Annotated in this window: 18 protein-coding genes; 6 read left to right on the plus strand and 12 right to left on the minus strand. The window is 38.7% G+C overall.

The annotated features are described in order from the left end of the window. Positions 1-134: 134 nt before the first annotated feature. The 6 genes from menC to DN393_RS16900 all read right to left on the minus strand — a co-directional run bounded on the left by menC (position 135) and on the right by DN393_RS16900 (position 7,731). Positions 135-1,241, minus strand: a complete 1,107-nt coding sequence (menC, locus tag DN393_RS16875; protein ID WP_098110807.1) for an o-succinylbenzoate synthase — start codon at positions 1,239-1,241, stop codon at positions 135-137. Continuing rightward, entirely contained in the window at positions 1,242-2,687 is a 1,446-nt protein-coding gene (locus DN393_RS16880) for an o-succinylbenzoate--CoA ligase (protein WP_179958519.1), read from the minus strand. It lies immediately after the preceding gene. A gap of 202 nt (positions 2,688-2,889) precedes the next feature. Then, positions 2,890-3,708 carry a 1,4-dihydroxy-2-naphthoyl-CoA synthase gene (gene menB / locus DN393_RS16885; protein ID WP_000963888.1) on the minus strand — a complete coding sequence of 273 codons (819 nt, stop codon included), beginning with the start codon at positions 3,706-3,708 and terminating at the stop codon, positions 2,890-2,892. A gap of 68 nt (positions 3,709-3,776) precedes the next feature. Next, on the minus strand, positions 3,777-4,589 hold the full coding sequence (menH, locus tag DN393_RS16890) for a 2-succinyl-6-hydroxy-2,4-cyclohexadiene-1-carboxylate synthase (RefSeq protein WP_064474440.1): 813 nt from the start codon (positions 4,587-4,589) through the stop codon (positions 3,777-3,779). Next, on the minus strand, positions 4,586-6,340 hold the full coding sequence (menD, locus tag DN393_RS16895; protein WP_098101788.1) for a 2-succinyl-5-enolpyruvyl-6-hydroxy-3-cyclohexene-1-carboxylic-acid synthase: 1,755 nt from the start codon (positions 6,338-6,340) through the stop codon (positions 4,586-4,588). The genes menH and menD overlap by 4 nt, the downstream gene beginning before the upstream one ends. Further along, on the minus strand, positions 6,337-7,731 hold the full coding sequence (locus tag DN393_RS16900) for an isochorismate synthase (protein ID WP_098101790.1): 1,395 nt from the start codon (positions 7,729-7,731) through the stop codon (positions 6,337-6,339). The genes menD and DN393_RS16900 overlap by 4 nt, the downstream gene beginning before the upstream one ends. A gap of 194 nt (positions 7,732-7,925) precedes the next feature. Here DN393_RS16900 and DN393_RS16905 point away from each other — a divergent pair, with 194 nt between their 5' ends. Next, entirely contained in the window at positions 7,926-8,879 is a 954-nt protein-coding gene (locus DN393_RS16905) for a 1,4-dihydroxy-2-naphthoate polyprenyltransferase (RefSeq protein WP_000425755.1), read from the plus strand. Positions 8,880-9,000: 121 nt separating this feature from the next. Then, on the plus strand, positions 9,001-9,732 hold the full coding sequence (locus DN393_RS16910; RefSeq protein WP_064474437.1) for a yteA family sporulation protein: 732 nt from the start codon (positions 9,001-9,003) through the stop codon (positions 9,730-9,732). A gap of 43 nt (positions 9,733-9,775) precedes the next feature. Here DN393_RS16910 and cspD read toward each other — a convergent pair whose 3' ends face one another. Then, positions 9,776-9,976 carry a cold-shock protein CspD gene (cspD, locus tag DN393_RS16915; RefSeq protein WP_001193052.1) on the minus strand — a complete coding sequence of 67 codons (201 nt, stop codon included), beginning with the start codon at positions 9,974-9,976 and terminating at the stop codon, positions 9,776-9,778. 321 nt (positions 9,977-10,297) lie between these two features. Between cspD and DN393_RS16920 the strand changes: the two genes are divergently transcribed. The 3 genes from DN393_RS16920 (at position 10,298) to DN393_RS32030 (ending at position 12,233) form a co-directional block, all read left to right on the plus strand. Beyond that, the gene (locus DN393_RS16920; protein ID WP_001147830.1) at positions 10,298-11,080 is read left to right on the plus strand and encodes a TIGR00266 family protein; all 783 of its coding nucleotides are present in this window, start codon (positions 10,298-10,300) and stop codon (positions 11,078-11,080) included. Positions 11,081-11,299: 219 nt separating this feature from the next. Further along, on the plus strand, positions 11,300-12,022 hold the full coding sequence (locus DN393_RS16925) for a lipase family protein (protein ID WP_001260119.1): 723 nt from the start codon (positions 11,300-11,302) through the stop codon (positions 12,020-12,022). Positions 12,023-12,098: 76 nt separating this feature from the next. Beyond that, a complete protein-coding gene (locus DN393_RS32030) occupies positions 12,099-12,233 on the plus strand; it encodes a hypothetical protein (RefSeq protein WP_081257150.1) in 135 nt (44 codons plus the stop codon). A 157-nt stretch (positions 12,234-12,390) separates the two neighbouring features. Here DN393_RS32030 and glgP read toward each other — a convergent pair whose 3' ends face one another. The 5 genes from glgP to glgB form a co-directional block, all read right to left on the minus strand. Next, a complete protein-coding gene (gene glgP, locus DN393_RS16935) occupies positions 12,391-14,799 on the minus strand; it encodes a glycogen phosphorylase (protein WP_087984936.1) in 2,409 nt (802 codons plus the stop codon). Positions 14,800-14,817: 18 nt separating this feature from the next. Next, complete coding sequence (glgA, locus tag DN393_RS16940; protein ID WP_149173700.1) at positions 14,818-16,248, minus strand: glycogen synthase GlgA; 1,431 nt, start codon at positions 16,246-16,248, stop codon at positions 14,818-14,820. 113 nt (positions 16,249-16,361) lie between these two features. Further along, a complete protein-coding gene (glgD, locus tag DN393_RS16945; RefSeq protein ID WP_098101795.1) occupies positions 16,362-17,396 on the minus strand; it encodes a glucose-1-phosphate adenylyltransferase subunit GlgD in 1,035 nt (344 codons plus the stop codon). A gap of 18 nt (positions 17,397-17,414) precedes the next feature. Then, positions 17,415-18,545, minus strand: a complete 1,131-nt coding sequence (gene glgC / locus DN393_RS16950; RefSeq protein ID WP_000057613.1) for a glucose-1-phosphate adenylyltransferase — start codon at positions 18,543-18,545, stop codon at positions 17,415-17,417. After that, on the minus strand, positions 18,493-20,430 hold the full coding sequence (glgB, locus tag DN393_RS16955; RefSeq protein WP_098110811.1) for a 1,4-alpha-glucan branching protein GlgB: 1,938 nt from the start codon (positions 20,428-20,430) through the stop codon (positions 18,493-18,495). Before glgB ends, glgC begins: the two co-directional genes overlap by 53 nt. A 472-nt stretch (positions 20,431-20,902) precedes the next feature. Between glgB and DN393_RS16960 the strand changes: the two genes are divergently transcribed. Then, on the plus strand, positions 20,903-21,508 hold the full coding sequence (locus tag DN393_RS16960) for a CalY family protein (protein ID WP_064474432.1): 606 nt from the start codon (positions 20,903-20,905) through the stop codon (positions 21,506-21,508). Positions 21,509-21,540 lie beyond the last annotated feature (32 nt).

A 21,540-nucleotide genomic window follows, 5' to 3' on the forward strand; every position in this document is an offset into this window, starting at 1 on the left:
TGTAAACTAGTCTATCCAATTTGTACAATACGAAAAGGTTACTCACGGGAGTAACCTTAGTAAATGAAATTATATCGACTTACCGATAATTAACAACAAAATCCTACCGCTATTTGCGGGCATCCTGATTAAATTCACCGCTCCAAAACTATCCGCTGCTTCGTGATTTCCGCCAGCCTTCCTCGATTTACTTCATACTCAGTGTCAACACTTTGCGGTACAATCACCTTTCCGCCCTCAAGCATCACTTCCGGCGAAATAATATCCTTCTCCCAATGTCGGCTAGAGGCAGATATATCACCTGGAATCGTAAAGTTTGGCAGTGAAGCAAGCGCAACATTTTGTGCTCGTGAAATCCCCATCTCTACCATACCACCGCACCAAACTGGTATGTTATGCTCCATGCAGTAATCATGAATTTGAATGGATTCTGTTAATCCACCCACTCGCCCTGGTTTAATATTAACGATGCGGCAACTACCAAGCGTAATCGCAACGCGCGCGTCTTCTAAACTATGTATGCTTTCGTCTAAACAAATTGGCGTTTCAATTTTCTTTTGCAGTTGTGCATGATCCAGAAAATCGTAATCCGCTAACGGCTGTTCAATCATCATCAATTGAAATTCATCTAATCGCTTCAACTTCTCCGTATCCGCTAATGTATAGGCTGAATTTGCATCAGCCATTAACGGGAGATGCGGGAATTCTTTACGAATTTCTTTCAATAATTCGTAATCATGCTCTGGCTTTATTTTCACTTTAAAACGCTCGTACCCTTCTTCTGCATACTTCTCAATTTGTTTTAACATGACGGGAATTGTATTGATACCAATCACAACGCCAACTTCAATTTCAGTCCTAGTTCCGCCAAGTAATGCCGCTAATGACTTCTTTTGACGCTTTGCATATAAGCCCCAAACAGCCCCTTCAATTCCGGCCTTTGCCATTCTGTTTCTCTTTATATGCTTGAACAAATCTGGTATTTCATTCGGATGAGAAATTTCAGCTTTCAATAAATCCGGTATTAAAAAATCTTGAAGTACATGTAGCGCTGTCTTCACCGTTTCTTCCGTATACCACGGTTCAGAGAACGCAACGACTTCGCCAAATCCAATGTATCCGTCCGTATCTTCTAATTCAATGACGATACTTTCACGCTTTTCATACGTTCCGTAGCTTGCAGCGAACGGAATGACGAGTGGCATTTCCGTTATATGAAGTGTCGCTTTTTTTATTTCCACTTACATCTCCTCCACTAATTGTCTTAACTCTCGTCTTAACAATTTTTTCGAAGCGTTTCGTGGTAATTCCTCTAAGAAACATGCTTTCTTCGGCACTTTATATTTCGCTAATTTCTCCTCGCAAAAATGCAGAATTTCTTCTTCTGTTACCTCTCCACTTTTTACAACAAAAGCAGCGGGTACTTGTCCCCATTTATCGTCAGTCATACCGACGACACCGGCTTCGGCTACCATCGGATGAGAGAGCAACACTTCTTCAATTTGAGCCGGATATATATTTTCACCGCCAGAAATAATTAAATCACTGCGGCGGTCTAATACGTATAAAAATCCTTCTTCGTCTAAATAACCGAGGTCACCAGTATGAAGCCATCCGTTTTGGATGGTTTCGCGCGTCGCATCTTCACGATTAAAATAACCGCCTGTTACGTTCGGTCCTTTTACTGCGATCTCGCCTTCCGTAAACGGCGGCACTACTACGCCATCTTTTTCAATACGAAGTTGGCACTGAAATAGTGGTTTCCCGGCTGATCCTACTTTCGTTAACATGTAATCTGCGGATAACGTACAAATTTGCGACGACGTTTCTGTCATACCGTACGTTTGATACACAGGAATTCCTTTATCTACACACGTTTCTAGTAGTGGTTTCGGGGCTGGTCCTCCGCCAAGTAACATGCATCGTAAAGAAGATGGATATGTCTCTCCTCCAAGTCTCTCTAATAAATCAGTTAACATTTTAGAAACGACAGAAATGATCGTAACACCTCTCGTTTGAAGTGCTTTATGAATAAAATCAGCATCATATTTCGGAACGAGTAAAATACGCATTCCGTACATAACATTTTTCATTAAAAGAGATAACCCGCCAACGTGGAACATCGGCATACAAGCTAACCAGCAATCATCATCACGAAGCCCTAAATTAAGCGAAGAACCAACCGCGCTTGCCCAGTGATTGCCGTACGTTAAAATAACGCCTTTCGGCTTCCCTGTCGTCCCTGACGTATAAATAATTGTCATTGCTTTTTCTAAAGAGAATTCTTCTTGTATAGAGGCTTCCGCCTTCGATCCATTCATCACTTCGGCAAATGAATATACAGGAACATCTTTAGGCTCGAAATTTTGATCCGTCACTAAGCATACAACTTCAGCATCATCCATTTGCCAAAGTAGCTCTTCTCTTGAAAGACGCGTATTTAAAAGCACAGCTACTGCACCTACGTAAGATAGGGCGTGAATAACTGTAATCATCTCCATACCATTTTTCATCAGAACAGCCACCTTTTGCCCACGCTTCACTCCTACATGTGTGAGGTGTTCACAAACAGATACTACTTTTTCATGCAGCTGCATAAAAGTAACTTTCTCTTCCTCTATTTCAATTGCAATGCGATCTGGTGTTAAAAATGCACGTTGCATTAACCAATTTGGCATCGTCTCCATTATCCATTCTCCTTTCATGAAAGAAAGAGACTTGATATGACATCAAGTCTCTTAGTTGTTTTGTTTCCGGTTTGATCTCATCTAGCTACGCCTCCTAGCCCCTTCCGTCTAAGAACCTTCCGCCCGAGAAAGTAAAAAACACTTTCTGTGCGAAAGAACCTTAGCCTACGAGGCTAAACAGTCGGCTCCGCTTTTGATTTGATCACGGGAAACGAGGGAATTGACCGAAGTCCGGACTGCGTTTTTCTTTGAACGCGTCGCGACCTTCTTTTGCTTCGTCAGTTGTGTAGTACAATAACGTTGCATCTCCAGCTAGTTGTTGAATACCAGCTAGACCGTCTGTGTCTGCGTTGAATGCAGCTTTTAGGAAACGAAGTGCCATTGGGCTGTTTGCTAAGATTTCTTGTGCCCATTGTACTGTTTCTGCTTCAAGCTCTTCTAATGGTACTACTGTGTTTACTAAGCCCATATCAAGCGCTTCTTGTGCGCTGTATTGACGGCATAGGTACCAAATTTCGCGAGCTTTCTTATGGCCTACCATACGAGCTAAGTAACCAGCTCCGTATCCACCGTCAAAGCTTCCTACTTTAGGACCTGTTTGTCCAAATACAGCATTGTCTGCAGCGATTGTTAAGTCACATACGATATGAAGTACGTGTCCACCACCGATTGCATAACCTGCTACCATTGCAATAACTGGTTTAGGAATTGCGCGAATTAGACGTTGTAAGTCTAATACGTTTAAACGAGGGATTTGGTCGTCACCTACATATCCACCATGACCGCGAACTTTTTGGTCGCCGCCAGAACAGAATGCACGTCCACCTTCACCTGTTAAAATGATAACGCCAACATTTGCATCATCACGAGCGTGTGCAAAAGCGTTGATTAACTCCATTACCGTTTTAGGACGGAATGCGTTATGTACTTCAGGACGGTTAATCGAAATCTTTGCGATACCATTGTATGTTGAATAAATAATATCTTCGTAATTGCCTTCTTTTACCCATTCAATAGCCATTACAACTACCTCCTTGTATATTTCTGATCTCCTCTATAAGTGTAGCTTCCTTCTTAGATGAAAAAGCATCACTGCATAGTTTTTAGAAATCCCTTTACTATTGTATCAAACTTTTCCGGTTGTTCCACATGAATTGCATGGCCAGCACCATCAATTTTGACAAATTTCGCGTCAGAGACGCATTTTTCGATGTTTTTTAATATGCGAAAGAACTTTTCATCATACTCCCCGTTCATTAAAAGAACAGGCATTTTTAAGTTTTGCAGCTCGTTCCACCATGAAAGCTGAGCCCCTGTTCCCATGCCGCGCAAGCTATTTGCAAGTCCTTTTGGATTGTTAGCAAGTCTTTCTTTTCGCACTGCTTCTTGTACGTTTTGTGCTAAACATTTTTGCGTTTCAAACAGCGGAATATTTTCCCACATCGTTACAAAACTATTGATGCCTTCTCGCTCAATTTTATTGGCAAGTCGCTCATCTTTTACACGACGTTCTTCTCTCTCATCTTCACTTTTGAGTCCAGCTGTACAATTTTCTAATAAAAGGGAATGCACATACTCTGGATATAGACATGCCATCGTAATCGCCAGTCTACCGCCCATTGAATAGCCAAGTATGTGTGCTTTTTCAATATGAAGATAATCTAGTAGTTCTTTCATTTGCAATGCTGCATTTCGAATATCATAGTGAGTTACATCTTCAGGACTTTCCGTTTTTCCGTGCCCCACAATATCTACTAAAATGACTTGAAACTGTTCACTCCAAGAAGGAACGAAGGAACGCCACGTTTCCATGCTTCCCGTAAAACCATGAAGAAGTAGAAGTGGTTCCCCGCTTCCAACTACTTCATATTCATACGATACACCTTGCAGCGTTACGTTCATTTTGATTCACCTTGCAACGATGCAGTAATTATGTCCTGCGTTTTCGCCCACAATTTACGGTGCAATATTAAGTTTTCATCACGGTTCGTACAAATTTCTACAACGTGTAAACCTTCCTTCGTCGTTCCCTTTTGCACCTCTTCTCGGAATTGCTCCCAACCATTTACACGGCTAAATGAACCGCCATACATTTTGACAACATGCTCGTAATCAAGTCCAATTGGCGTTCCAAATAATGATTCGAAATGTTCCTTTTTCTCATATTGTGGTAAGAATGAGAAAATACCGCCACCATCATTGTTTACAACGACAATCGTTATATTTAATTCATGTAATTTTGCGGCTAATAATCCGTTTAAATCGTGATAAAATGATAAATCACCAATAACTAATACGAGCGGATCGCAAATAATACTCGCTCCTAAAGCTGTCGAAATGATTCCATCAATCCCATTTACACCACGGTTTGCCATCACTTGAATATTTTTATCTGATGTGAAGAAGAATGAATCTGTATCACGAATTGGCATACTATTACTCGCGAATAATGTTGCCCCTTCTGGTAGTACGCGGACGATATCCGTAATAACTTTCCCTTCAAATGCAGTTTCATATGTTTCCATTTCACGAAGCGTTTCCTTCGTTTTTTCGTTTATATGTTGCCACATTCCGAACCAATCATTCTGTTTCATAGCTGGTATTTTTTCTATTAGTGCCTTGCAAAATGCAGTATCACTTGCCTGTACAACTTCTGTCGCAACGAGAGCTGGGTCTCTCCATTGGCCAGATTCTTCAACAACGATATGAACGGCTTTCTTCTGTTTTTTAATGAACTGCGTTAATGCTTTAGAAACAGGCATACCACCAAAGCGAATTATAACTTCTGGCTTCCACGTTTCTTTTAACAATTCATTTCGTAAAAATGTATCGTAACAGTCGATTACCATCGTTTTATCGTGATGTCCGCTACGAATGTTCGAAAGTGGATCCGCTAATATTGGATATCCCGTTTTTTCAGCTAGTTCTGCCGCAAACGCTGCGATTTCTGAATGACTATCATCTCCACAAATAATAAGCCCCTTTTCCATATGTGAAAGGCGCCCTACAAGAGAATCTACATATTCACTCGGCATCATCACGTTCCCTTGCTGAACTACTCCTGTATATTCCCCGCGTCCTTTATCCCATAAACTTTCTAATGAGAAATCTGGGATAAGCGGCTCGCGAACTGGAAAATTAAGATGAACAGGTCCTTGCGGCGCTAGAAGTGCGCTTGCTATCGTGCGCTGCGTTGTCATGCGAGCATAATAATACATCGCTTCACTCGCTTCTGGAAGTGCCATCTCTGTAAATTGCTTCACAAATGTACCGTATAAATTGAATTGATTCATCGCTTGTGGTGCACCAACATCTCTTAATTCATGCGGTCTATCTGCCGTTAAGACGATAAGCGGCACTCGTGAATGAAAAGCTTCACATACAGCTGGATAGTAGTTCGCTGCTGCCGTTCCTGACGTACATAATAATGCAACAGGGCGTTTTTTTGCTTTTGCGATACCGAGCGCAAAAAATCCTGCTGATCTTTCATCTACATGTAAATATGTGTTCATTCCTTCATGTTGTTCCATTAGTAGAGCAATCGGTGTTGACCGTGAGCCTGGACTAATGACAACATCACATACATTTAGACGCGTCAGTTCATCCACGAACGCGCCTAAATAATATGATAATGCTTCTATATGATTGTTCATTTCATTAATTCCTCCAAAGCACCAAGCATCGGTCTAAACTTCAAGCTTGTTTCTTCATATTCAAGTTGCGGTACTGAATCAATTACAATCCCGCATCCGGCAAATAAGGATGCTTTCGCGCCATTTAATAATCCGCAGCGAAGTGCAACCGCAAATTCACCATTTCCTTCATCATCTATCCAGCCAATCGGTGCACCATATAACCCTCTGTCTAACAATTCAACATCACGAATCAGTTTCATCGCTTCCAAACGAGGTGTCCCGCCAAGAGCTGGTGTTGGGTGTAATTCTTCTACCATTGTTAAAAGACTCGCATCGCCGTTTGCCTCTACAGGCGTATATAAATGAATTAAGTTTTTCGTTGTTAATAAGCCCGGACTTTCCGGAATATTAACGGATTCGCAGTGCTCATTTAGCACTCCTCGAATCATGTTCACAACATAACCGTGTTCAGCTAAATTCTTTTCATCATGAAGAAGCGCATTACTATTTCGTTTACTTTCTTCTATAGATTGACCATGACCAGTTGAACCAGCAAGACACATCGAAGTAAATTTCTCATCTTCTTTGCGTATTAACCTCTCTGGCGTCGCTCCTAAGAAGCATGCTCCTTTATAATCAAAAGAAAATACGTAACAATCCGGTTGCCCAATGCGAAGCGCTTCTAAAACAAGAGCAGAATCAATATGATGATCCATTTCTACTTTTAGCTCCCTCGCTAATACAACCTTCTGCACGTTCCCCTGCTTCATCTCATCTTGCACTGTCTCAATGGCCTTCATCCAGCCTTTCGGATCTACTTCTACTTTAGAAGTAACTGTTAATTTCGATCCCTCTAGTGCACATTTACTCTCCCAAAAAATTTTCTCTTCTAAAGAAACAATTTCGTTATAAAGAGTTTCTGCACAATCAGTTGCTGAAACGAATGTATTCATTGTTAACCATGCTTTTTCATTTTTTACAGTTAATAAAAATGCTGGTAGTGAAAATGTCGTATCATCAAATTCTTTCCATAAGTCGGTTTTCTCTTTTTCTTGGTCAAATGAAAATCCACCAAATAAAAGAGGACCTGTCCCAAATTCGTATCTTCCTCTTTGTACAAATGCTTTCTCTTTTACTTTATCCCACTCGTCACGAGCCGTTTGAAAGCGTTTGTGAGAAGAAGTTGCTATAGTGAAAACAGAGCCAATTCCAGCAAATATTACATGCTGAGCTGGGTCTGCAAAATAACATCTATTTTCGAATGAGATCCTTTTTCCTGCTGCATAAAACAGAAGCGGATCTATCCAGTCTATTTGTTTTACGAAGCTAACCAATATTTTTTCATCAGTTGCACGCTTAATGGCTGCACTAAGAACTTCTTGCAAGCCTATTTGTTTCGTTTGAATCACAATTGTCTCCCCCCTATGGGCGAAAAATAGTCATAATTACGCTTGATTTTAAGATACACCTCAAACGAAAGGCCTGTCAACGTTTAGCATTTCTGAGAAATTCACCTTCTCTTCCTAGAAAATAAACGTTGACACTAAATGATGCTTTTTCTACACTTAGTTGTGTACAATATGTGACCAAAGGAGGATTCAACATGGAAATGAACGTCGAAACGAATTCCTCTCCTACGGCGCCAAAGCCAAGTAAGCAAACCGGCTGGCGCATTTGGTGGAGTTTACTACGTCCCCATACATTAACAGCAGCTTTCGTTCCTGTTTTCATCGGAACAGCCTATGCGATGCAGGTCGGAGGTATAAATCAAATACATCTCCCTCTTTTCCTTATGATGCTTCTCGCTTGTCTTCTCATTCAAGCAGCAACAAACATGTTTAATGAATACTTTGATTATAAAAGAGGACTCGATCACGAAGGGTCAGTCGGTATCGGCGGCGCTATCGTTCGCGATGGCATTCAGCCGAAAACAGTGCTTAACTTAGCATTTGGATTTTTCGGCATCGCAATACTATTAGGTGTTTATATTTGTATGAATTCTAGCTGGTGGCTTGCTGCAATCGGTCTTGTTTGTATGGCCGTTGCCTACCTTTATACAGGTGGCCCACTTCCAATTGCCTATACACCATTTGGAGAGTTAACAGCCGGATTATTTATGGGTGTCATTATTATTGGGATTTCATTCTTTATTCAAACTGGAACTGTAACATCAGAAGTCATTTTATTATCTATTCCAAGCTCCATTTTAATTGGTGCCATTTTACTAGCTAATAACATTCGTGACTTAGATGGCGATAAAGAAAACGGTCGTAAAACGTTAGCAATTCTCGTCGGACGTGAAAGAGCCGTTGGTGTACTCGCTTCTATGTTCATCGTTTCTTATATTTGGACAATCGCTCTAATTATCGTGAACATCGTATCGCCGTGGATGCTTATCGTATTTTTAAGTGCACCGAAAGCATTGAAAGCGACGAAAGGCTTTATCGGCAAAAGCATTCCAATGGAAATGGTACCTGCGATGATTGCAACAGCGAAAACAAATACAATCTTCGGTCTCCTCATGGGAATCGGATTATTGCTTGGATATTTTCTATAAAAAGGAGCTGCTTATGCGGCTCTTTTTTTATACCGATTTCCGAGCTGAAATTCAGCTCATAATTCCTACTCTCAACGCTCATACTATGTAAAGAAACTGACTTGTAGGAAGGTGGAAGACTATGTTAACTCCACAACAAATAAATCAATTTAAATCTATTTTAGAAAAACAACAGCAAGAAGTTGAAGTAACAATACAAACTCATGAGAATACAGATCGTGCTTCTGAACGCGATTCTGTTGGAGAATTATCTAGCTATGACAATCATCCAGGTGATATGGCTACAGAATTATACGAACGCGAGAAAGATTTCGGGCTCATCGAATTTTGGCATAAGCAGCTAGAAGATACGAAACATGCCCTGCAAAAAATTGAAGCAGGTACGTATGGAATTTGCGAAGTATCTGGCGAAGAAATTCCGTTTGAAAGATTAGAGGCAATGCCAACCGCTACAACGTGTATTCAGCACACTACAAATAAATTAAATATGAACACGCGACCAGTTGAAGAAGAGGTGTTGGCTCCTTCTTTTCACAAGCACGACGAAGATCATTCTGTAGAATACGATGCTGAAGATGCATGGCAAGATGTCGCAAATTACGGGACATCAGAAACACCGTCCGATTTAGAAAGACAGGATTCCAAAAACTATAATGGCATGTACGTAAATAGTGAGGAAAATGTTGGGTATGTAGAGGATTTCGAAAATTTTATAGGAACAGACATGTATGGCAAAAATCCGCAAGTTTTCGCCACAGAAGAACATGAAGAGTATGAACAAATGCTTGATGACTTTGAAGAGCGCACTTTCAAAGGCGAGTTATCTTCAAATGAATCTAGCTCCAAAGAATAAAAAAAGCATTCCGAAATTCGGAATGCTTTTTATCGCTAGCTAATTAGTTTTTTGTAACGTTAGCTGCTTGTGGTCCGCGGTTTCCTTCAACGATTTCGAAAGAAACTTCTTGACCTTCTTCTAAAGTTTTGAAGCCGTCGCCTTGGATAGCTGAGAAATGTACGAATACGTCTTCTCCGCCTTCAACTTCGATGAAGCCAAAACCTTTTTCGCCGTTAAACCATTTAACTTTACCTGTTTGCATGTCATGTACCTCCTAAATAAAAATGAAACTATGAATCCACATGAAAAGGTGGATATAAAGGACATGAATGTATAACAAGCTTACAGCCTTTAATACAACGTGCTTTATTTCCGTACCACATTATGTAGCTCAATAGTGTTTTCACTATATCATGCTATGTCAAAAACGTCAAATGAGAACACTTTCAAACCATCGTTTTTTATAATCCTAGTATAACCTTAAATTTTCATTCTATTTTTATTCAAAAATTAACAAATCTACAGTATTCTAATTCCTTTGATTTTTGTACAATATAATTACTACATATGATGAGGTGAAAAAATGCAAGCACATGAAATCGAGTATAAATTATATGGCGATGATATGCAGTTTGTTGAAATTGAATTAGATCCAGAAGAAAGCGTTATCGCAGAAGCTGGCGCAATGATGATGATGGAAGATCATATCGAAATGGAAACCATTTTCGGTGATGGTTCTGGCCCATCTAGTGGTCTATTCGGTAAATTAATGGGCGCTGGTAAGCGTCTCGTTACAGGTGAAAGTATGTTTATGACTGTCTTTACAAATACAGGTCATGGCAAGCGCCACGTATCATTCGCCGCTCCTTATCCAGGAAAAATCATCCCTGTTGATTTAACACAATATCAAGGGAAAGTCGTTTGTCAAAAAGACGCGTTTCTTTGTGCAGCAAAGGGCGTTTCTATCGGAATTGAGTTTACGAAAAAAATTGGAACTGGTTTCTTCGGTGGTGAAGGTTTCATCATGCAGAAACTTGAAGGTGATGGACTCGCTTTCATGCATGCAGGAGGAACTGTATATAAGCGTGAATTAAAACCTGGCGAAAGACTTCGCATCGATACAGGTTGTCTCGTTGCCATGACAAAAGACGTTAACTACGATATCGAGTTCGTTGGAAAAGTAAAAACAGCTCTATTTGGCGGCGAAGGTTTATTCTTCGCAACGTTAGAAGGTCCTGGAACGGTTTGGATTCAGTCCTTAACACTTAGCCGTTTAGCAGCACGCCTTACAAGCCCAGCAGCTCAAAACAGCGGTGAAGGCAGCGTTTTAGGCGGACTTGGACGTCTTTTAGATGGGAAAGAATAAAACAAAAAAGAGATAGTCCCCTTCATAGGGAACTATCTTTTTTTGGACTGTATAAACCATTTTGAATCGTATTGGATTCCATAACCTCATTAGCCGCGCTTCTTCTTCATATTTATAAAGGAAAGGTTCAAGCCTAATTTTCAAACTTCCTCAAAAGAATGAATCAAGTCCCTCACTGCATATATTGAACTATACCTTATCTTAAGGAGGGCTTCCTTAATGCGTACTCCTTTATCCTTCGATAAAGATACTGCCATATTGTTAGCTTCTTGTTGTGAGTTAACGTATGAACAATATAAACAAAATGGGATTTTCGAAATACCGGATGGTTTTCAATATGTACAAGGCTTTCAAGGAAAAACCATTCAAACGACAGAATGGTTTGGATTCATACTAGAATCTGAGGATACGATTATTGTAGCTTTTCGCGGGACACAAACAGATACAGACTGGATTATCGATTCACTCGTTAACCAAAAACCATACCCATATGCTTTAAACAGCGGAAATGTCCATAACGGCTTTCTTTCCATTTATGAATCTTGTCGAGATTCTATTATGGATATGCTCGTATCACTACCAGCCCATAAAAAACTTCTTGCAACAGGTCATAGCTTAGGCGGCGCGCTCGCCACACTACATATACTCGATGCGCGTATCAACACCGCCTTCGCACAGTACGGTCTTTATACATTTGCCTCTCCCAAAGTGGGCGATATTGCATTTCGTAATTATTATAAACTACAAGTAGCTAGTAGCTTTCGCTTTGTTAATCTATTTGATGTCGTTCCTCTTCTTCCTCCGCGCAATGTCCATTTTAATGACCAAGACTGGGAATATGCACACGTTCATCACAATATGACTTTTACAAAAAACACAAAATCTATTACAAATAATCATGCCATGACAACATACAAAACATGTCTGACTTCTCATTTTTAACCAGGTAATGATTGGAAATTCTATATCCTTATACTATAATAGTATATGAAGTTATTTTTGGATGAGGGGACCTTACATGCTAAAATTTATCTTTGCACTTTTTCTCATTATAATTTTTTCGTTTACAGGTTTCTTTACATTTTCATACTTTGCGACGGGAGAATATGGTGGAACAGGTATCATATATACCGCTATCCCATTTCTTTCTTAAGCAAAAAAAGAAAACCGAGCTTAATGAGATTAAGCTCGGTTTTTCAAGTGATTATATTCCTCTTTTAAAAGTGAATACACTTTAGCATCCCTATACGTATAATTCATTTTTACACTTTGTCTCCATGAATAAAAGTCCCTTCAAAAGGGACTTTCACTTAATACTGTGTAACCGCATTACCAATACTCCAAATCTCATTACTATACTGTAAAATCGTTCGATCACTCGCAAAATGACCAGACTGTGCAATATTTAAAATCGACATTTCTAGCCACTTCGTTCGATTTTCATACGCTCTACCAACAGCTTCTTGCCTTTCCGCATATGGACCAAAATCTCGCAGAACGAAGTATTCATCATTTTGAATTACGAGAGAATCATAAATCGCTTCAAATTCAGCTCCCGAATGTGCAAAGAAACCATTCGTTAACTGATCTACTACTTTTTTAATATGCATATTGTGGTGATAATAATCACTTGCACGATATCCACCATTTTGATAGTAATGAAGAACCTCTTCCGCTGTTAAGCCAAAAATGAAACAGTTATCATCACCGACCCGGTCTTTTATTTCAACATTAGCTCCATCTAACGTTCCGAGTGTAATCGCACCATTCATCATAAATTTCATATTCCCCGTTCCTGATGCTTCTTTACTCGCAGTTGAAATTTGCTCACTCACATCCGCAGCTGGGAATATATCTTCCGCTAAAGACACTCGATAGTTTTCTAGAAAGATAACTTTCATATATTGGCTTACGTACGGATCATTATTCACTTTCCTTGCGAGTTCATTGATTAATTTAATAATTTTTTTCGCATAGTAATAGCCAGGTGATGCTTTCGCTCCAAAGATAAAAGTACGCGGGTAAAATGTAAAACTAGCATCCTCTTTCAAACGGTTATACAAATATAAAATATGAAGAACATTTAATAATTGTCGTTTGTAAGCATGTAGTCTTTTTACTTGCACATCAAAAATAGAATTAGGATCAATTGTAATCCCCATTTTATTATGAATGCGCTCCGCTAAAATCTCTTTACGCTCTTGTTTTACCTCTGCAAATTTCTCTTGGAAACTCGCATCATATTGAACTAATTGTAGCTCTTGAAGCTTAATCGGTTCTTTCTTCCACTCTGTTCCAATTGCCTCTGAAATAAGGTTCGTCAGCTGCGGATTCGCCTTCATTAACCAACGTCTATGAGCGATTCCATTCGTTTTATTATTAAACTTATCTGGATAAAACTCATAAAACAGTCGCATTTCACGTTGCTTTAAAATTTCCGTATGAATTTTTGCTACACCATTTACGCTATGGCTACCGACAATTGCTAAATGAGCCATTTTCACAAGATCATGCGCAATAATCGCCATCTCTTCAATACGATGCCATTCATATGGATAACGTTCCCAAAGTTCATGACAGAAACGTTCATTAATCTCTTCAATAATCATATAAATTCTCGGTAATAACGGTTTGAAAATGTGAATTGGCCACTTCTCAAGCGCTTCTGATAACGTCGTATGATTCGTATAAGAAATCGTTTGCGTTGTTATGTGCCAAGCTTCTTCCCATGCTAGTTTTTCTTCATCTAATAAAATACGCATCAGTTCTGGAATCGCCAAAACGGGATGTGTATCATTAATATGAATCGCAATTTTCTCATGTAATTGACGAAGGTCACCATATCTTTCTCTATGCATACGAACGATATTTTGCAAACTTGCTGATACGAGGAAATACTGTTGTTTCAAACGAAGTATTTTCCCCTCATCATGCGTATCATCTGGATATAAAAACTCCGATACCGCCTCTGTTTCACGCTTATATTTCAAAATATCTTTACAATTTTGCGGGAAAGGAACTGGTTCAGCATTCCAAAGTCTGAGTGTATTTACAGTACTCGTCTCATAACCTACTACTGGAACGTCATATGGTACTGCCATAATCACTTCTGCATTCGTATGCCTGAACTCTAAACGCCCGTCAATGTATAGCGGTTCCACATTGCCGAAATAACTTACTTCTACAGCTTGATCATGCCTTCTTACTTCCCATACGTTTTCATGAAGAAGCCACTGTTCTGGAAATTCAACTTGATAACCATCAACAATTTTTTGATCAAATAAGCCATGTTTGTAACGAATTCCACAGCCATGACCTGGTAAGTTTAAAGATGCAAGTGAATCAAGGAAACAGGCTGCTAATCGTCCAAGTCCACCATTTCCAAGACCTGCATCTGCTTCCACCTCTTCTAACTGTTGCAAAGAAATCCCAAGCTCAGAAAGTCCTTGCTCACATACATCCCTGATGCCTAAATTTAATATGTTACTTCCAAGCAAACGCCCAAGTAAAAACTCAATGGATAAGTAATACATTTGCTTTTGCTCTCCAGACCGATAACTTTCGTTCGTTGCAATCCATTGACTATTCATATACTCACGTACCATGTACCCAAGCGTATTGTATTGATCACGAGTTGTAGAGTCTTTAAAACTTTTACCATACATCGTCTCTAACTTTTCTAGAAAAGCTGATTTGAAACTTTCAACATGAGTAAACATTTCTTCACCACCTACATGTTATTCCATGAGACTTTTATACAATTTCTTATAGGCAAGAGCTGATTTCTCCCAGCTATAATCTTCAGTCATCGCTTGTTTTACAAGCTGCTCCCACACCGGTTTATCATGATAAAATTCAATTGCACGAAGAACCGTGTGCAACATGTCATGTGCATTAAAGTTCGTGAAACTGAAACCATTTCCTTCTCCAGTTTCTTCGTCATAAGATTGTACAGTATCATTTAATCCGCCTGTCTCTCTTACAATCGGAATTGTACCGTACGCTAATGCGATAAGTTGTCCAAGTCCACACGGTTCAAATAGTGATGGCATTAAGAATAAATCACTTCCTGCATACACTTGGTGGGCTAGTTCTTCATTAAATCCGATATACACTTTTACCTTCTCAGGATACTCGTATGCCATCCACTCAAAGAATTGTTCATATTCAGAATCACCTGATCCTAAAATAATACATTGCACATCTTCCTCCATTATTTCGCGGAATACAGTACGTACTAAATCAAGACCTTTTTGCTTCGTTAATCTCGTTACCATTGAAATAATTGGTGTATCTTCTTTTTCTGGCAAACCAAAATAACGCTGCAAGGCGCGTTTATTTTCATTCTTTTCCTCTAATGACTCTGCATCATACTGAGCAGTAATATACGAATCCGTTTCTGGATTATATACGCTCGTATCAATTCCATTTACGATGCCGCTAAGCTTACCATTATTTTTTCGTAACAATCCATCTAACTTCTCACCGAAAAACTCATATTGAATTTCCTCTTTGTATGTCGGGCTAACCGCTGTAATTTGATCAGAAGCGATAATTCCGCCCTTCATAAAGTTCACATTTCCATAGAACTCTAGCTGCTCACTATGAAAATATTCGTCACCAAGTTCTAACAAGTCGTACATCACTTCAGGAGGAAATACACCTTGGAACTGCAAGTTATGAATCGTATACACCGTTTTAATATGCTCATATAATGGATTATCTTGATACTTTTCACGCAGTAAGAAATTCACCATAGCTGTATGCCAATCGTGGCTATGGAGAACATCCACTTCGAAATCAAGATGCGGAATACACTCTAAAACTGCTTTCGAAAAATAAGAAAAACGCTCTCCATCATCATAATGACCATATAGAGAATCTCTCTTAAAATAATATTCATTATCTATTAAGTAATACTTAATCCCGTCTTGCTCACCTTTTAAAATTCCGCAATATTGATTTCTCCACCCAAGCGGGACGTTAATTACTTTATGTAACGTACATCCATCCCTTAATTTTTGCGGAATAAGACTATAATTTGGAAGTATAATGCGAACGTCCACACCTAATTTTTTCAGCTCTTTTGGGAGCGCACCTGCTACATCAGCTAATCCTCCCGATTTAACAAATGGTACACATTCTGATACTGCAAATAAAATATTCACTTGTTGTCCCACTGCACGAAAAGCTTATACGACTTCCCTTGCAGCTTCCTCCCTTCGAGTTTTCATTTGAATGAATGCTTTAATCAGTGGAGGAAAAACCCCCACTGATTCTTTTAAGAATAACTATTAATCGTACTGCTTTGAACGCTTCCTTTTTCTACAACATATGGATCATCGGCGTTTCCTTTTAGTACAACACCGTCACCAATTTTCACGTCTTTATCAATAATAACACCTTCTATTATACAGTTATCTCCAATTTTGCTCTTTTGCATAATAATGCTATTACGAACAATTGAACCTTTTCCAATTGTAACAGAACGGGAGATAACACTATTTTCTACTTCTCCTTCAATAATACTGCCGTTTGCAATCATTGTATTTTTCACGGCTGCACCCTTCAGGTAACGAGTTGGTGGTTCATCTTTTACTTTCGTAAAGATCGGTGCTTCTTTCTTAAATAATTGCTTCCAAATAGCAGGCTGCAAAATTTCTAAGCTATGTTTATAGTAACTTTCAATCGAATCAATAATAGCTACATATCCTGTATGCTCATACGTAGCAATATGCAGTGATTTTCCGCGCTTTTCTCTCACTACATCAAATAAACTGTATTGCTCCACATCTTTATATGTCTCAAATAAATCTAACAATAATTGTTTCTTTAACACGTATGTTTGAAGCGAAACCCCTTCATGGCAAACTTCAGTAATATCAGCTGCCGTATGTATATGTCGCTCTAACACCGCTTGAAAATTTAATGCTGTTACGAGATGGCTATTCGTAATAACAACGTATTCTTCTCTAGCTCTTAAAAAATAATCAATATGTCTTCTAAAATGTGCAAAAGATCCAAATTCATCTTGGTCACATTGGCAATTTGGCGGGAATAAAAACAATCCGTCTCTTTTTCTATCTAAATCCCACTGTTTTCCTGAACCAACATGGTCCATTAGTGAACGGTTTTTATGACTTGTAAAAACCGCTACACTATGAATATTAGAATTCACCATATTTGAAAGCATGAAATCAATGAGTCGGTAACGGCCCCCAAACGGTAACGCCGCTAATGAACGATGCCCTGTTACTTTCTTTAAGGAAGGAAAACTTCCCGTTGCATTAATAATTCCTAACATTTTTTCTCCCATTCATTTCATCCCCCTTTTCTATTTCCCTTCAGCAATGAGTACTACATCGTCGACATTTTTTTCTGGACGAATAATTGTTCCATCTTCAATAACCATTTCCGAACCAACGATCGCTCTTTCAATCACAACATTTTTACCAATCTTCGCTCCTGGCATAACGACCGAATCAATAACCATACTACCTTCTTCCACCGTCACCCCTTGGAATAACACAGAATGCTTCACGTCCCCTTCAATGACGCATCCTTCGTTAATAAGTGATTCTTCTACTTTTGCCTTTTCTGCAATATATTGAGGTGGCTCATTTGGATTCACAGAATAAATACGCCAATTACGATCATTTAAATTCAGTGATGTTTCATCGCGAAGTAAATCCATATTCGCTTCCCATAAGCTCTTCACCGTTCCAACATCTTTCCAATATCCTTCAAACGGATACGCCATCAGCTTTTTCCCTTCATCTAATAAAAGCGGAAGTACATCTTTTCCGAAATCATTACTAGATTCAGGATTTCTTGCATCCATCTCTAAATACTCTTTCAAAATTGCCCAGTTAAAAATATAAATTCCCATTGATGCAAGATTACTTCTTGGAAATTGCGGTTTCTCTTCAAATTCAACAATCTCCATCTCTTCGTTCGTATTCATAATACCGAAACGACTCGCTTCATCCCACGGCACTTCAATAACAGAAATCGAAACGTCCGCTTCTTTCTCAATATGGTAATCTAGCATTTTACTGTAATCCATTTTATAAATATGGTCGCCTGATAAAATCAGAACATATTCTGGTTCGTACTGACTTAAATAGTTTAAGTTTTGATAAATGGCACTTGCCGTACCTGTGTACCACTTCACCCCTGAAGATTCTGCATAAGGAGGTAACACTGTGACTCCACCGCTTACTCGGTCTAAATCCCAAGCATTGCCGATTCCGATATAGTTATGAAGTTCAAGTGGTTGATATTGCGTCAAAATCCCCACTGTTTCAATACCAGAATTCGCACAGTTGCTTAGCGTAAAATCAATAATGCGATATTTACCACCAAATGGAACAGCTGGCTTGGCTAAATTTTTTGTTAATGCACTTAATCGACTACCTTTTCCCCCTGCTAGTAACATTGCTACGCATTTTTGTTTTTGAGCCATCTTGTTTTTTGCTCCCCTTTCTCGTCTTCACTGGTCGTAATATGGATACGCCAAATGGTGGAATTGTAATTTCTACATGCGCCGCTTGATTATGATACGGCTCTTGAATCGTCTTGAGACGTTTCTTATTCACTTGCCCCGAGCCGCCATATTGCTCAGCGTCACTGTTTAAAATCTCGTTATAATACTCAAAATCTGGCAAGCCTACTTTATAGTTTTCATATGTAGCTTTAGTAAAATTACATACGACAACTAACGCATCTTCTTGTTTATCCCCTTGGCGGATAAACGAGAAAATACTTTGCTCATGATTATTAGCATCTATCCACTGAAATCCTTCAGGTGAATGATCAAGCTGCCAAAGTGGTTTGGAGCGCTTATACAATGCTATGAGCTCTTTAAAGTAATCATGCATATAACGATGCATTTCAAAATCATGTAAATTCCAATCTAAATCTTCAAGGTCTTTCCACTCATCAAACTGCCCGAATTCTCCACCCATAAAGAGTAATTTCTTACCTGGATGAGTAAAGAAATATCCATATAATAAACGAAGTTGAGCAAACTTATCCCAGTAATCTCCTGGCATTTTATTTAATAACGACTTTTTCCCATGAACGACTTCATCATGAGAAAGCGGTAATATGAAATTTTCAGAGTAAGCATATATTAAAGAGAACGTCATTTTCTCATGAATATACTTCCTATACTCAGGCGCACACTCCATATATTTCAGCACATCATTCATCCAGCCCATATTCCATTTGTAATTGAATCCAAGCCCACCTTCATACGTTGGAGCTGTTACAAGTGGCCAAGCTGTTGAATCTTCTGCTGTCATAAGAAAATCTTCATCTTCTGCAAACACCGCTTCATTTAACTCTCGTAAAAATGAAACAGCGTGCTCATTACTTTGCTCTTGTCCTTCTTTATTCCAGTACAGCATGTTCGCAACTGCATCCACCCTGAAACCGTCAATGTGGAAATACTTCATCCAAAATAACGCATTTGAAATTAAGAAATTACGTACTTCCCTCTTCCCTAAATCAAAATTAACAGTTCCCCATACTAGGTTTTCTTGTACATCTATATCTTTATATTCATAAGTCGGTGTCCCATCAAACAAATATAAACCGTGAGCATCTTTACAAAAATGCCCCGGCACCCAATCTAAAATGACACCGATTCCATATTTATGACATTCATCGACAAAATACATCAAATCATGTGGCGTGCCGAATCTACTTGTCGCTGCATAATATCCCGTCCCCTGATATCCCCAAGAACGATCATATGGATGCTCAACAAGCGGCATAATTTCAATATGTGTAAATTGATGTTCCACCACATACGGAATGAGCTCCTCGGCCATTTCTCTATAAGAATACAGAGCGCCATCTTCTTTCTTTTTCCAAGAACCGAAATGTAATTCATAAACTGTCATCGCTTCTTTATAAATCGATTTTTTCTTTCTCTTACGAATCCAGTTTTTATCATTCCATTCATATCCCTCTATATCAAAAACTACAGATGCCGTATTTGGTCTTACTTCTGCATATACTGCGTAAGGATCTGCTTTTAAAATCACATCACCGTCCATCGTTTCAATCGCATACTTATATATCTCATTCTCTTCAATATGCGGTACAAACAAGGACCAAATCCCATCTTCTGTCACTTGTAGCATCTTATGTTGCTCATAATCCCATTCATTAAAATCTCCAACAACACTCATTGCTTTCGCATGAGGAGCCCATACTGTGAATCGTACACCTCGCATCCCATCTTCCGTCACAATATGTGCCCCAAAGATGTTATAACTGTCATAGTACTTTTCTGTATGAAACTCATCTCGTTTCACTTCTTCACAATTTATTACATCCAATATGTTCACCTCACTAAGATGACAGAAATTTTTTACTCTTTATCATTTCTGCGAAAAACTGAAATATCCTTGTTATTTTTTAAAAAATATTCGTTTTTTTCTTTAATTTCGCTTAAAATATTCAAATTTACTGTGTAAAATATCGAATTTTGACGAATATTCATTGCAAACGCTTCATTTCCTACTAGTCTTTCATCCTATTATTTATTTCTCAACCTTTATTTTATTAGATTTATCCTATTTTACTCGCTATTTATCACTTAAAATCGCCACAAAATAATCTGTCATAAAAAATGTTTCTCAACATTTTTTTGTCATAATTTTATTGAAATGGAAAATTCATAAGCATATACTTGTTCTCAATAAAGAACATCGACCTTTCGTAATTATAATTCATAGTGGACTACTGTGTTTACTTATTTATCCTTGTTACGAACGGTCGCTATAAAAAATTTAACTAGGGGGCTTTCTTATGTCATTAAAACAAAAGGTTGGAATGGGAGTTGTCACAGCTTCACTTGGCTTATCCCTTACATTCGGTGGTGTATTCGCCTATTTCAGTGATGCTGAAACATCTAGTAACTCATTCCAAGCTGGTACACTAGATCTTTCTATTAACCCAAGTGTAATCGTTAACGTGAAAGATTTAAAACCAGGCGATTTGATTGAAAGAAATTTCAAGCTTGAAAACAAAGGATCATTGGATATTGCGAAAGTAGCACTTGAAACATCCTATGACGTTACAGATGCAAAGCAAAATAATGATGGTGAAGATTTAGGTGATCATATCATCGTCAAATTTTTAGTGAATGATGGAAAGCCATCTAATCCAAACGATGATCATGAAATTTTGTGGGAAACAAAACTATCAAAATTAAAAACTATGAAACCTGAAGATGTAGCTACTTCTCTAGAACGTCATAACTTAATAGATGGTATTAAATCTGGTGAAACAGATTCCTTACATGTGCTCTTCTCCTTTGAAGATAACGACCAGGATCAAAATAAATTCCAAGGTGATTCCTTACAGCTAAACTGGACATTCCATGCAGAGCAAACACCTGGCGTGGAGAAATAAATTTTAAAATATAAATTATCGGAGGCCTATAT

The organism is Bacillus sp. BPN334 (genome assembly GCF_008368885.1).
GTDB lineage: Bacteria > Bacillota > Bacilli > Bacillales > Bacillaceae_G > Bacillus_A > Bacillus_A wiedmannii.

Excerpts from the sequence above, each read along its gene's own strand:
- DN393_RS16880 (WP_179958519.1), bottom strand. The coding sequence starts at position 2,687 with ATGGAGACGATGCCAAATTGGTTAATGCAACGTGCATTTTTAACACCA.
- menB (WP_000963888.1), bottom strand. The coding sequence starts at position 3,708 with ATGGCTATTGAATGGGTAAAAGAAGGCAATTACGAAGATATTATTTAT.
- menH (WP_064474440.1), bottom strand. The coding sequence starts at position 4,589 with ATGAACGTAACGCTGCAAGGTGTATCGTATGAATATGAAGTAGTTGGA.
- menD (WP_098101788.1), bottom strand. The coding sequence starts at position 6,340 with ATGAACAATCATATAGAAGCATTATCATATTATTTAGGCGCGTTCGTG.
- DN393_RS16905 (WP_000425755.1), top strand. The coding sequence starts at position 7,926 with ATGGAAATGAACGTCGAAACGAATTCCTCTCCTACGGCGCCAAAGCCA.
- DN393_RS16910 (WP_064474437.1), top strand. The coding sequence starts at position 9,001 with ATGTTAACTCCACAACAAATAAATCAATTTAAATCTATTTTAGAAAAA.
- cspD (WP_001193052.1), bottom strand. The coding sequence starts at position 9,976 with ATGCAAACAGGTAAAGTTAAATGGTTTAACGGCGAAAAAGGTTTTGGC.
- DN393_RS16920 (WP_001147830.1), top strand. The coding sequence starts at position 10,298 with ATGCAAGCACATGAAATCGAGTATAAATTATATGGCGATGATATGCAG.
- DN393_RS16925 (WP_001260119.1), top strand. The coding sequence starts at position 11,300 with ATGCGTACTCCTTTATCCTTCGATAAAGATACTGCCATATTGTTAGCT.
- DN393_RS32030 (WP_081257150.1), top strand. The coding sequence starts at position 12,099 with ATGCTAAAATTTATCTTTGCACTTTTTCTCATTATAATTTTTTCGTTT.
- glgP (WP_087984936.1), bottom strand. The coding sequence starts at position 14,799 with ATGTTTACTCATGTTGAAAGTTTCAAATCAGCTTTTCTAGAAAAGTTA.
- glgD (WP_098101795.1), bottom strand. The coding sequence starts at position 17,396 with ATGGGAGAAAAAATGTTAGGAATTATTAATGCAACGGGAAGTTTTCCT.
- glgC (WP_000057613.1), bottom strand. The coding sequence starts at position 18,545 with ATGGCTCAAAAACAAAAATGCGTAGCAATGTTACTAGCAGGGGGAAAA.
- DN393_RS16960 (WP_064474432.1), top strand. The coding sequence starts at position 20,903 with ATGTCATTAAAACAAAAGGTTGGAATGGGAGTTGTCACAGCTTCACTT.